This window comes from Pseudomonas sp. PDM18 (assembly GCF_014852585.1).
Taxonomy (GTDB): Bacteria; Pseudomonadota; Gammaproteobacteria; order Pseudomonadales; family Pseudomonadaceae; genus Pseudomonas.
In genome coordinates this window covers 390,244-402,517 of record NZ_JACVBX010000003.1, presented here as the reverse complement: position 1 = coordinate 402,517, position 12,274 = coordinate 390,244, and the positions used below count along the sequence as shown (strand labels likewise).

Annotated in this window: 11 protein-coding genes; 7 read left to right on the top strand and 4 right to left on the bottom strand. The window is 67.1% G+C overall.

Annotated features, from left to right (window positions below; genetic code table 11):
* Window positions 1-191: 191 nt before the first annotated feature.
* A complete protein-coding gene (locus tag IB274_RS09805) occupies window positions 192-1,244 on the top strand; it encodes an AraC family transcriptional regulator (RefSeq protein ID WP_138520227.1) in 1,053 nt (350 codons plus the stop codon).
* 236 nt (window positions 1,245-1,480) lie between these two features.
* Here the strand turns inward: IB274_RS09805 and IB274_RS09800 are convergent, their stop codons facing one another.
* A complete protein-coding gene (locus IB274_RS09800; protein ID WP_192431749.1) occupies window positions 1,481-3,001 on the bottom strand; it encodes an aldehyde dehydrogenase family protein in 1,521 nt (506 codons plus the stop codon).
* Window positions 3,002-3,324: 323 nt separating this feature from the next.
* Between IB274_RS09800 and IB274_RS09795 the strand changes: the two genes are divergently transcribed.
* From IB274_RS09795 to IB274_RS09780, 4 genes are all read left to right on the top strand, one after another.
* Window positions 3,325-5,241: a sigma-54-dependent Fis family transcriptional regulator gene (locus IB274_RS09795; protein WP_192431748.1), complete on the top strand. Its 1,917-nt coding sequence runs from the start codon at window positions 3,325-3,327 to the stop codon at window positions 5,239-5,241.
* 390 nt (window positions 5,242-5,631) lie between these two features.
* Window positions 5,632-6,984, top strand: coding sequence for a UDP-N-acetylmuramate:L-alanyl-gamma-D-glutamyl-meso-diaminopimelate ligase (gene mpl / locus IB274_RS09790; protein ID WP_192431747.1), 1,353 nt, complete (start codon window positions 5,632-5,634; stop codon window positions 6,982-6,984).
* Window positions 6,985-6,986: 2 nt separating this feature from the next.
* Window positions 6,987-7,616, top strand: coding sequence for a flavin prenyltransferase UbiX (gene ubiX, locus IB274_RS09785; protein WP_081517259.1), 630 nt, complete (start codon window positions 6,987-6,989; stop codon window positions 7,614-7,616).
* Window positions 7,606-7,893: a YceK/YidQ family lipoprotein gene (locus IB274_RS09780; protein WP_192431803.1), complete on the top strand. Its 288-nt coding sequence runs from the start codon at window positions 7,606-7,608 to the stop codon at window positions 7,891-7,893. The genes ubiX and IB274_RS09780 overlap by 11 nt, the downstream gene beginning before the upstream one ends.
* Window positions 7,894-8,067: 174 nt before the next feature.
* On the opposite strand, the gene IB274_RS09775 is transcribed toward IB274_RS09780, so the two are convergent.
* The 3 genes from IB274_RS09775 to IB274_RS09765 all read right to left on the bottom strand — a co-directional run bounded on the left by IB274_RS09775 (window position 8,068) and on the right by IB274_RS09765 (window position 11,019).
* Window positions 8,068-8,709, bottom strand: a complete 642-nt coding sequence (locus IB274_RS09775) for an oxidoreductase (protein WP_192431746.1) — start codon at window positions 8,707-8,709, stop codon at window positions 8,068-8,070.
* Window positions 8,710-8,739: 30 nt separating this feature from the next.
* Entirely contained in the window at window positions 8,740-10,470 is a 1,731-nt protein-coding gene (locus IB274_RS09770) for a C13 family peptidase (protein ID WP_192431745.1), read from the bottom strand.
* Window positions 10,471-10,563: 93 nt separating this feature from the next.
* Complete coding sequence (locus IB274_RS09765; RefSeq protein WP_045217066.1) at window positions 10,564-11,019, bottom strand: MaoC family dehydratase; 456 nt, start codon at window positions 11,017-11,019, stop codon at window positions 10,564-10,566.
* A 179-nt stretch (window positions 11,020-11,198) separates the two neighbouring features.
* Here IB274_RS09765 and IB274_RS09760 point away from each other — a divergent pair, with 179 nt between their 5' ends.
* Both IB274_RS09760 and IB274_RS09755 read left to right on the top strand, forming a co-directional pair.
* Window positions 11,199-11,561: a CidA/LrgA family protein gene (locus IB274_RS09760; protein WP_045217069.1), complete on the top strand. Its 363-nt coding sequence runs from the start codon at window positions 11,199-11,201 to the stop codon at window positions 11,559-11,561.
* Entirely contained in the window at window positions 11,561-12,274 is a 714-nt protein-coding gene (locus IB274_RS09755) for an LrgB family protein (RefSeq protein ID WP_081517263.1), read from the top strand. The genes IB274_RS09760 and IB274_RS09755 overlap by 1 nt, the downstream gene beginning before the upstream one ends.

Below are 12,274 nucleotides of genomic sequence, written 5' to 3'. Positions count from 1 at the left end.
CGCACGGTGCCCGCTTCTGGTGCCGGAAATCGCCTCTCTGCCCCGTGCTGTGGCAGCTGCAGGCCAGGCGCGGCGCCGTGTCGGGGTTGTTGGTAACGGACCGGCGAGGCACGGGATTTGCTTTGTTTTTTCGTCCTCTGTTCCTGCGTGCGACGTGCCTCGAGCGCCTCATAACAAGATCGGTAACCGACATGAGCCAGCCTCTGTTTTCCCCGTCCGGCCTGAGCCTGCCCCTGGCCAGCAACATCGGCGTGCTGTCCGCCGCCGCCAGCGGCCTGGGTCGCTTCATCGGCGACCAGGGCGGCGACATCGACCGCGTCTTCGGCCGCGCCGGCATCGACCCGGAGCGCCTGCTGCATCCCACCCTGAGCCTGGCGCTGACCAACTACTGCCAGGTGCTGGAAGAGGCTGCGCGACAGTCGGGGTGCGACAACTTCGGGCTGCGCTACGGCGAGCAGTTCCGCCCCCGTGAGCTCGGCCTTCTGGGCTACGTCGGGTTGTGCTCGGAGACGCTGGAAGAGGCGCTGAAGAACTTCGCCGCCGCCTTTCCCTATCACCAGCACGACACTCTGATCCGACTGGTGGATTGCGGCGAGTGCTATCGCTTCGACTATCAGGTTCGCCATGGCGCCATCCTCGACCGCCGCCAGGATGCCGAGCTGACCCTGGGCATGGCGCTGAACCTGATGCGCCACGCGCTCGGTCCCGAGTGGGCGCCGCGCGCGGTGAGCTTCGAGCACGCGCGGCCTGAGGGCTGGCAGGAGCATGGCCGGGTGTTCGACGCGCCGGTGCTGTTCCAGCGCGGCTGCAATTCAATGTTGATTCCCAAGCGCGACCTCTACGGCCGGCAGATGCCCGAGCGCGACGCCAACCTGCTGTTCCTGGTACAGGACGTGATCCGTCGCCTGGGCGAACAGGGCGGCGCGCCCAATCTGGTGGAGGACGCCGGTACGCAGATTCGCCTCGCGCTGGCGGACGGCGAGCCGTCGCTGGAGATCATCGCCGAGCAGCTGGAACTCACCACCGCCGGGCTGCAACGGCGCTTGCGCGAGGCGGGGCTGAGTTTCAGCCAACTCGTGGAAAACACCCGCCGTGAGCTGGCGCTGCACTACCTGCGCCAGCCGCAGCGGCCGATCTCCGAGTTGGCGCCGCTGCTGGGATATTCCGAGACCAGTGCGTTCTCCCGCGCCTTCCGCCGGTGGTTCGGGGTGAGCCCGCGGCAGTGGCGCAGCGACGCCAGCTGAGCTGCTTTTCGTAGGAGCGAGCTTGCTCGCGAACTGATTTCCTGGCAGATCCGGAGCTGGGCGGGTTCGCGAGCAGGCTCGCTCCTACAGGCTTCGCTCCGTGCTCGAGTCCGCTCCTACGAAATCCAACCGCCGGTAGCGTTTTCCCGGACATAAAAAAGCGCGGCCCGCAGGCCGCGCAAAGATCGATGTGAGGAGGTGCCCGGCTCGCGCCGGGCGGGTGGCTCAGAACAAACTCAGAAGAAGCCCAGCGGGTTGATGTCGTAGCTGACCAGCAGGTTCTTGGTCTGCTGGTAGTGATCGAGCATCATCTTGTGGGTCTCGCGGCCCACGCCGGATTTCTTATAGCCGCCGAACGCAGCGTGCGCCGGGTACAGGTGGTAGCAGTTGGTCCACACGCGGCCGGCCTTGATGCCACGGCCCATGCGGTACGCGCGGTTGATGTCGCGGGTCCAGACGCCAGCGCCCAGGCCGTACTCGGTGTCGTTGGCGATCGCCAGCGCCTCGGCCTCATCCTTGAAGGTGGTGACGCCCACCACCGGCCCGAAGATTTCCTCCTGGAACACGCGCATCTGGTTGTTGCCCTTTAGCAGGGTCGGCTGGATGTAGTAGCCGGTGGAGAGATTGCCGTCGAGCTTTTCGACCGAGCCGCCGACCAGGATCTGCGCACCTTCCTGCTGGGCGATGTCGAGGTAGGAGAGAATCTTCTCGTACTGCTGCTGCGAAGCCTGGGCGCCGACCATGGTGTCGGTGTCCAGCGGGTCGCCGCGCTTGATGGCCTTCACCTTCTTCATCACCACGTCCATGAACTGCGGGTAGATGGACTCCTGCACCAGCGCGCGGGACGGGCAGGTGCACACCTCGCCTTGGTTGAAGAAGGCCAGCACCAGGCCCTCGGCTGCCTTCTCGATGAAGGTCGGCTCGGCCTGCATGATGTCTTCGAAGTAGATGTTCGGGCTCTTGCCGCCCAGTTCCACGGTGGACGGAATGATGTTCTCGGCGGCGCACTTGAGGATGTGCGAGCCCACCGGGGTGGAGCCGGTGAAGGCGATCTTGGCGATGCGCTTGCTGGTGGCCAGCGCTTCACCGGCTTCCTTGCCGAAGCCCTGGACAACGTTGAGTACGCCCTTGGGCAGCAAGTCACCGATCAGTTCCATCAGCACGCTGATGCCCAGCGGCGTCTGCTCGGCTGGCTTGAGCACGATGCAGTTGCCGGCGGCCAGGGCCGGGGCGAGTTTCCAGGCGGCCATCAGCAGCGGGAAGTTCCACGGGATGATCTGGCCGACCACGCCCAGCGGTTCATGGATGTGGTAGGCGACGGTGCTGTCGTTGATTTCGGCGGCGCTGCCTTCCTGCGCGCGGATGCAGCCGGCGAAGTAGCGGAAGTGGTCGGCGGCCAGTGGGATGTCGGCGTTGAGGGTTTCGCGGACCGGCTTGCCGTTGTCCCAGGTCTCGGTGACGGCCAGCAGCTCCAGGTTCTGTTCGATACGGTCGGCGATTTTCAGCAGTACCAGCGAGCGGTCCTGCACCGAAGTGCGGCCCCAGGCATCGGCGGCGGCGTGGGCGGCGTCCAGCGCCTTGTCGATATCCTCGGCGGTGGAGCGGGGGAATTCGGCGATGGGCTGGCCGTTCACCGGCGAGGTATTGGTGAAGTACTGACCCTTCACCGGCGGGACGAATTCGCCGCCGATGTAGTTGCCGTAGCGCGCCTTGAACGAAACGATGGCGCCTTCGCTACCGGGATGGGCATAACGCATGGTCGGATCTCCTGGGTCTTGTGCTTGTTGGGGAGGACGTTGATTCAGCGTAGAGCAAGGGCCGGGCCATGCCAGTGAAAGGCGCGCCGCCCGTGGGCTGGGCGGATTTCCGCGGTGCGCTGGAAAGTGCGCTGTCACGCCCCTGGCGCAGTGCCTCGTGACACTTTGTCCCGTAAACGTGACAGTCGTGACCTGACGGTCGGCCAAGCGTTGCATTGGGCGGGCGCGTGGGGGATGCTGTCCTGCGTTCTTGCGAATTGTCCTACAAACATTCGCTGGAACCCGGGGCTGCCTCCCCGTCCCCCAAGCGGAGAACAACAAGAATGCGCGCCAACGATTTGAGCCGCCACGCCCGCCAGGTCATGACCGTGGCCGAGGGCAAGGCCCCCGCCGGTGCCCCCGGTGCGGACCCGTCGATCGCCCGCTCCTGGATGCGCTGCCTGGAGCAGTACCACCTCGACCCGGCGCAGCCCATGGCGCCGGCCGTGTTGGAACACGCGCGCATGCTCGAAGTCCGCGAGCGCCACCGGCAGGTGCTGGAGATCGCCAGCGACGAGATGAACAGCCTGCACCAGCAACTGTCCGGCGCCGGCCATGCGGTGCTGCTCACCGATTCCCGTGGGGTGATCCTCAACTGCGTCAGCGAAGCCGCCGAGCGGCGCACCTTCGAGCAGGCCGGGTTGTGGCTCGGCGCCGACTGGAGCGAGGCACGCGAAGGCACCAACGGCATCGGCACCTGCCTGGTGGAGCGCCAGGCGCTGACCATTCACCAGGACGAACATTTCCGCAGCCGCCATACCGGGCTGACCTGCTCGGCCAGCCCGGTATTCGACCCGCAGGGCGAACTGCTGGCGGTGCTCGACGTTTCCTCGGCGCGCCGCGACGTGTCGCGGCAGAGCCAGTTCCACACCATGGCGCTGGTCAACCTGTCGGCCAAGGCCATCGAGAGCTGCTACTTCCTGCGCCATTTCGAGGACCAGTGGCTGCTGCGCTTCCACCTGCAACCCGACGGCCTCGGGCTGTTCAGCGAAGGCATGCTGGCCTTCGGCGGCGACGGGCGCATCCGCGCGGCGAACCAGAGCGCCATCAACCTGCTCGGCAGCCGCCGGGAAAGCCTGATCGGCCGCTCGCTGGAGCAGTGCTTCGATTGCCGGCTGGACGACCTGTTCAGCCGCGCCGACCCGCATCCCAACGCCAGCTGGCCGCTGCGCACCCACGCCGGGCGCACCCTGTATGCGCTGCTGCGCGGCAAGCGACCCATCGCCGCCGCGCCGGTCCTGCCGCGCGCGCCCCTGGCGAAAGGCCTGTGCATCGACGACCCGCAACTGGCCCACGATTTCCGCCGTGCGCTGAAGGTCTACGCCCACGACGTGCCGTTGCTGCTGCAGGGCGAGACCGGCACCGGCAAGGAGGCTTTCGCCCGCGCCGTGCACCTGGGCGGCGAGCGCGCCGGCAAGAGCTTCGTCGCGCTGAACTGCGCGGCAATTCCCGAAACCCTGATCGAGAGCGAGCTGTTCGGCTATCGCGGCGGCAGCTTCACCGGCGCGCGCAAGGAAGGCATGCGCGGCAAGCTGCAGCAGGCCGACGGCGGCACGCTGTTCCTCGACGAAATCGGCGACATGCCGCTGGCGCTGCAGACCCGCCTGCTGCGTGTGCTGGAAGAGCGCCAGGTGGTGCCCATCGGTGGTGAGCCGCAGGATGTGGATATCCGCCTGATCAGCGCCAGCCACCGTGACCTGGAAGCACTGGTAGCCGCCGGGCAGTTCCGCGAAGACCTCTACTACCGCCTCAACGGCCTGGTGGTGGCGCTGCCGCCACTGCGCGAGCGCGAAGACCGCGGCGCATTGCTCGACCACTTGCTGGCCGAGGAGAGCAAGGGCCGCAGCGTGCGCCTGGATGACGACGTACGCCGGCACCTGCTGGACTTCCCCTGGCCGGGCAATGTGCGCCAGTTGCGCAACGTGCTGCGCACGCTCTGTGCGCTGTGCGACGGCGGCCGCATCCAGATGGCCGACCTGCCGCCGGACCTGCGCCGTGCGCCGGCTGCCGCTGCGGCTCCGGTCGCCTTGGCCGAGGAGGGTGGTGACACCCTCGGTGTGGCCGAGCGCAATGCGCTGCTGGAGGTGCTCGAAGCGCAGCGCTGGCACATCAGCCGCGCGGCGCAGCAGCTGGGCATCAGCCGCAATACGCTGTACCGCAAGCTCAACCGCCATGGGTTGAGCAGGAAGCAGCTGTCGTAGGGGCGCACTCCGTCCGCCATTGGCCCGGTGCCATGCCATGCGGTTCGCGAGCAAGCTCGCTCCTACGAAAAGCGCATTCGCCGGGCCTGTAGGAGCGAGCTTGCCCGCGAACGGTGCTTGGGCGTTGGGCAGGCGCTTCGATTGACTCCGCCCCCTCTCCCTGAGGGAGAGGGCTGGGGTGAGGGGGACGTGCAAGCACGGAGATCCCCATCGATCACCGCCGACTTGAAACGCATGACGATGATGGAAAAGTGAACGCCTTCCCCCTCCACCGGGAACCGCCTCCCCACCTCGTCGTCTGATGCCCCGGCGGCGGGCCGCGCGGGGGCGCGCTGTGCTACTCTGCCGCCCATTCGAAGCGCCTTCAAAGGCTTGATTGCAGGAGTCTGCATGCATATCCACATCCTCGGCATCTGCGGCACCTTCATGGGGTCGCTGGCCGTCCTGGCCAAGGAACTGGGCCACCGCGTGACCGGCTCCGATGCCAACGTCTACCCGCCCATGAGCACCCAGCTGCAAGCCCAGGGCATCGAGCTGATGCAGGGCTACGATCCCGCGCACCTGGAGCCGGCACCGGACCTGGTAGTGGTCGGCAACGCGCTGTCGCGCGGCAACCCGGCAGTGGAATACGTGCTGAACAAGGGCCTGCCCTACGTCTCCGGCCCGCAGTGGTTGGCCGACCACGTGCTGCAGGGCCGCTGGGTCCTGGCGGCCGCCGGCACCCACGGCAAGACCACCACCAGCAGCATGCTGGCCTGGGTACTGGAGCACGCCGGCATGAGCCCGGGCTTCCTGATCGGCGGCGTGCCGCAGAACTTCGGGGTCTCCGCGCGCCTGGGCGGCACCCCGTTCTTCGTGGTCGAGGCCGACGAGTACGACAGCGCCTTCTTCGACAAGCGCTCCAAGTTCGTCCACTACCATCCGCGCACGGCGATCCTGAACAACCTGGAGTTCGACCACGCGGACATCTTCCCCGACCTCGCGGCCATCGAGCGGCAGTTCCACCACCTGGTGCGGACCATCCCCGGCGAAGGCCTGGTCATCCATCCGACCTCCGAGACCGCACTCAAGCGCGTGATCGACATGGGCTGCTGGACGCCGGTGCAGACCACCGGCGAAGGCGGCCAGTGGCAGGCGCGCCTGCTCAGCGAGGACGGCTCGCACTTCGAGGTGCTGTTCGACGGCAAGGCCCAGGGCATCGTGGACTGGGAACTGACCGGCCAGCACAACGTCGCCAACGCCCTGGCTTGCCTCGCGGCGGCCCGCCATGTCGGCGTAGTGCCTGAGCTGGGCTGCGCCGCGCTGTCGGCCTTCAAGAGCGTCAAGCGGCGCATGGAGAAGGTCGCCGAGGTCAAAGGTGTGACCATCTATGACGACTTCGCCCACCACCCGACCGCCATCGCCACCACCCTCGACGGCCTGCGCAAGCGTGTCGGCGCTGCCAAGGTGATCGCCGTGGTCGAGCCGCGCTCCAACTCCATGAAGCTCGGCGCTCACCGCGATGGCCTGCCGGAGTCCGTGGTGCAGGCCGACAACGTGTTCTGGTACGCGCCGCCGAACCTCGGCTGGGACCTGGCCGCCACCGTGGCCAGTTCCACCGTGCCCACGCAAGTGTGCGATTCGCTGGAAGCCATCATCGCGGGCGTGAAGGCGATCGCTGCGCCGGGCACCCAGGTAGTGGTCATGAGCAACGGCGGATTCGGCGGCCTGCACGGCAAGCTGGCCCAGGCGCTGGAGGGCTGAATATGGCCGGAGCCGAACGCGTCACCCTTGCCATGACCGGCGCCTCGGGCGCCCAGTACGGCCTGCGCCTGCTCGACTGCCTGGTACAGGAAGACCGCGAGGTACACTTCCTGATCTCCAAGGCCGCGCAACTGGTGGTGGCTACCGAGACGGACGTGACCCTGCCGAGCAAACCGCAGGCGATGCAGGCTTTCCTGAGCGAATACACCGGCGCCGCGCCGGGTCAGATTCGCGTCTACGGCAAGGAAGACTGGATGGCCCCGGTGGCCTCCGGTTCCGGCGCGCCGAGTGCGATGGTGGTGGTGCCCTGCTCGACGGGGACGCTCTCGGCCATCGCCACCGGCGCCTGCAACAACCTCATCGAACGCGCCGCCGACGTGGCGCTGAAGGAGCGCCGCCAATTGATCCTGGTGCCGCGCGAAGCGCCATTCTCCAGCATCCACCTGGAGAACATGCTCAAGCTGTCCAACCTGGGCGCGGTAATCCTGCCGGCCGCTCCGGGCTTCTATCACCAGCCGCAGACAGTCGATGACCTGATCGACTTCGTCGTCGCGCGCATCCTCAATCAACTGGGCATTCCCCAGGACATGCTGCCGCGCTGGGGCGAACACCATCTTGTCAGTGACGAATAAGCTCCTCGCCGCCCTGCTGCTGTTGCAACTGGGCGGTTGCGCCACCGTGAAGACCCTCAACGACAGCCGCCCCGGCGACCCGCTGATCTATGCCGGCACCCGGCTGGACTGGTATTCGCTCAATGGCGGCTGCTGCCCGAAGGACCACTTCGGCACCGACGCGCCGGCCTACCCTGGCCTCGACCTGCCCGGCAGTGCGCTGCTGGACACCTTGCTGCTGCCGCTGTCGATTGCTGCAGAGCTGGGCGTCGGTTTGCAGGTGTGGGGCGGCAAGTGAACTGCCTCACGCTGGACCTTCCCCTGTAGGAGCGAGCTTGCTCGCGAACTGGCGCGTCGCTGAACAGCTGCACATCCAGGGGCTTGGGAGGTTCGCGAGCAAGCTCGCTCCTACGAAAAGCAGGCGCATCGGCGCACAACCGCGGGCGGTTGTACGCCCTGCGTCTGCGGGAGGTTATTTACCCAGCTTGCGCAGTTCGTCCGACTCGACGATGCGGGTGCCCTTGCCGGTTTCCAGGGCCAAGCGCCAGAGCGCGCGGGCCAGGGCGATGGCTTCGATGCCGTGCAGCTTGCCCGGCAGGATGCGCGAGAAGGGTGCGGCGAGCAGTTCGGCCAGGCGGACTTCCTCCCGCTGGCCCAGCAGCAGCGACGGCCGAGCAATGGTCAGTTGCTGCCAGCCCTGTTGGCGCAGGGCGTCTTCCAGCTCACCCTTGGTCCGGCTGTAGAAAATTGACGATTTGCTGTCCGCTCCCAGCGCGCTGACCACTATGTAGTGCCGCGCGCCGAGGGCCAGGCCGCGCTCGCCCAGGGCTAGCGGCAGGTCGAAATCGACGCTGCGAAACGCCTCCTCCGAGCCGGCCTCCTTGAGCGTGGTACCCAGGCAGCAGAACACCGTGTCTACCGGCTGGAGCAGGTGCGGGATGAGTTCGGCCAGCGGACCGACCGGGTTTTCCAGGCGTGGGTGCTCCGCCAGCTTCCTTCGGGCCGGGGCGATGACGCGCTTGACCGTGGGCTCGTTGAGCATGCGGTCGAGCAGATGCTCACCGGTCAGGCCGGTGGCGCCAGCTAGCAGGATATTCGTCGGTTTCGAGTACATCTGTGTTTCCCCTCTGACACACCTTCCAGCTTAGTTCTCGCCCTGTCCTTTTGCCTGCGCATCGTTGCTGCCGAGCGCCAGGGCTCCGTGCGTCTGTTGCGCACGCAGGGCCTGCCAGCGAGTAATGACCGCATCCGGCGCCCAGAGTTGCGGCTCCGATGGCTCGAACTCTTCCTCCTTCTCGCGCTTGGCCACGGTGGCGCTGGCCAGCTTGAACGCCTGCCTGAGGTCGTCGGTCTGCTGGAAGGCCTTGGCAAAGAGCGCATCGCCGAAGTAGGTGAAGTCGGCCTCCTCGGAGCAACCGAAGGACACCCGGTCGCTGCGTGCGGCGGTCATGATCAGGGTCTTGTCGTCCTTGAGCGCGGGGATGAAGCCGCCGCTGTAGCAGGCGGAGATCACCAGCACCTTGGTGCGGTCCTTGAGCGGAGCGAGCAGCGTGGCCAGTTCGCTGGCTGGCAGGTCGTCGAGTTTCAGGCCGGGCATGTCCAGCACCAGTTGGTGGTCATGGGAGCCGTGGCTGGTCAGGTAGATGAACACCAGGTCTTCCGGGCCGCTGCGCTGCGCGATGGTGCGCAGGGTGCGGGCGAGGGTTTCGCGGGTGGCCATGGGACGGTCGGCGAGGTGATCGCGGTGGTTCACCAGGCGCACCACGCCGCGCGCACCAAAGCGGTCACCGAGCAGGTTGGCGACGTAATCGGCCTCGCGCAGGAACACGCTCTGCTTGCCGTCGCCGCCCAGGCTGACGCCGTAGAGCTCGATTGCCGGGGTGGACTGCGGGACGGCGGCCAGGGCTTTCTCCAGCATGGCGCCCTGTTCCAGCAAGCCGACTTCCAGCGGATTGGGCAGTGTTTTGCCGGCGGCGTCCTGGCGCAACTGGCCGGCGCTCCAGGTGCCTTTCTGCACGCTGCCGTCATGGCGGGTGAGGGTGCCGGCGCCGGAGTACTCGCCACGGGCGAAGCCGCCGCTGTAGGTCTGGCCGTCGGCCCTGGTCAGGGTGCCCTGGCCGTCGAAGCGCCAGAAACGGAAGTCGCCCTTGTAGCGGCTGCCATCGGCGCCGATGAACTCGCCCGGCCCGCTCAGCGCGCCGGCCTTGAAGCGGCCGAACCAGACATCGCCGTCAGCGTTCTGGAAACGTCCGGTGCCGTCGAACTGGTCGTTGCGGAACTCGCCGGCGTACTGGTCGCCCGCGTCGTCGCGGAAGATGCCCTTGCCTTCGAGCACGCCGTTCTTGAACGGGCCGCTGTACTGGTTGCCGAGGCTGTCGCGGCGGGCCCCTTCACCGTTGGCTTCGCCACGGGAGAAGGCGCCCTGGTGGCGGGTGCCATCGGCTTGTTCGAGGCTGCCCAGGCCCTCGTAGCGCCCCTTGCGGAAGCCGCCGCTGTAGGTGGTGCCGCCCTGGGAAATCCGCCCTTCGCCGTCGAACTCGCCGCGCTTGAACTGGCCCTCGTAGAAGCTGCCGTCGGCGTACTGCAGGCGGCCACGCCCTTCGAACAGGCCGTCGCGGAACTCGCCTTCATAGCTCGTGCCGTTGCCGTCGTTCCACTTGCCCTGGCCGCTCTGCAGGCCCTTGTCGAAGCCGCCCTCGTACCAGGCGCCGTTGCTGTAATCCAGCCGCCCGGGCCCTTGCAACTGGCCGTTCACCAGCTCGCCACGGTAGCGCGCGCCGTCGGGCAGGCGGGCGTCCGGGGGCGTCAGCGGTTCGCCTTCGCCGCAGGCAGTCAGGAGCAGGGCAAGGCTCAAGGGCAGGAGTTGGCGTGGCATCGGGACTCTCGAATCGACGGTGGGGCGCAGAGTGAGTGTGACGTAAAAAAGCCCGCGGACGCGGGCTTTTTTCTCAGCGCTGTGCCAGAGCCGTCAGACGAAGCACAGGCTCAGCGATTCGGCGATGTAGGCCGGCTTGGGCAGGCCTTCGATCTCCAGGGTGCAGCGGGCCTTGATCAGCCACTGGCCGGGGTTCTTCTCGGTGATGTCGGTGATGGTCACCTGCAGGCGCACGCGCGAATCCACCGGTACCGGCTGGATGAAGCGCACGCTGTCGAGACCGTAGTTGACCACCATCTTGGGGTTCTCCGGCAGGACCAGCAGGCCCTCGCAGAGTTTGGGGATCAGCGACAGCGACAGGAAACCGTGGGCAATGGTGCCGCCGAAGGGCGTCTTCTTTGCCTTCTCCGGGTCGACGTGGATGAACTGGTGGTCCTCGGTGCACTCGGCGAACTGGTTGATGCGCTGTTGATCGACGGTGATCCACTGCGAATGGCCCAGGTCCTTGCCGATGTAGTCCTTCAGTGCGCTTACGGGTACGAATGCCATGTTTCCTCCGGGGATATCGTTGTTCTTCTAATGCGGCCTGCGTAAGAGTCCGACAACAGATCAGCATGGGGTCCGCGGCCGGTCAAGCCGCAGCGGCATTCATGCTTTGGGCGAATGCCGAGCCATAGCGGTCGCCGGGCGGGCATAATGGCGGCTCCTTGCGCTGGAGATGTTCCCTGATGTTGCTACGCGGCCTGACCTGGCTGGTGCTGTTCCAACTGCTCGGCACGGGCCTGAATGCTCTCATCCTGCACATGATTCCCGGCCCCATCATTGGGCTGGTGCTGCTGTTCGCCTTCCTGGTGTGGAACGGCGAGGTGAGCAAGCCGGTGAACGAGGCGGCCGCCTCGCTGCTGCGCTACCTGCCGTTGCTGCTGGTGCCGGCGGCGGTGGGCGTGATGGCCTACGCGAAGCAGATCGCCGCGGACTTCTGGGCCATCGCCGGCGCCCTGGCGCTGTCGCTGCTGGTGTCCTTCGTGTTCGCCGGCTGGCTGATGCAGAAGCTCATCGACCGCCAGCGCAAGCAGAAGGAGGGCGCGTGATGTTCGACTGGCAAGGCGCGCTGAACTCCGTCATCCACCATCCGCTGTTCTGCGTCGGCGTCACCCTGGGTGCCTACCAGCTGGCCCTGGCCGCCTACGAGCGCACGCGCTGGGTGTTCCTGCAGCCGGTGCTGGTGTCGATGCTGATGGTCATCGCGGTACTGCTGGCCTGCGGCATCGACTACGCGGAATACAGCAACAGCGCCAAGGTGCTGACCATCCTGCTCGGTCCCGCTACCGTCGCGCTGGCGGTGCCGCTGTTCCTCAACCTCAAGCGCATCCGCCAGCTGTTCTGGCCGACCCTGATCACCCTGCTGGTCGGCGGCCTGTTCGCCACCGCACTGGGCATCGGCCTGGGCTGGCTGTTCGGCGTCGACCACGAGCTGCTGATGAGCCTGGCGCCCAAGTCGGTGACCTCACCGATCGCCATGCTGGTGGCCAGCCAGATCGGCGGCGTGGCGGCCCTGGCGGCGGTGTTCGTGCTGATCACCGGCGTGCTCGGCGCCATCCTCGGCCCGGAGCTGCTGCGCCGCTGCGGTGTGCATCACCCGGCTGCGCAGGGTATGGCGCTGGGCATGACTGCCCACGCCGTGGGCACCTCCCGCGCCCTGCAGGAGGGCGAGGAATGCGGAGCCTTCGCCGCCCTGGCCATGAGCCTGATGGGCGTGGCCACCGCTGTGCTGCTACCGTTGGCGGTAGCGCTGATCGCCTGA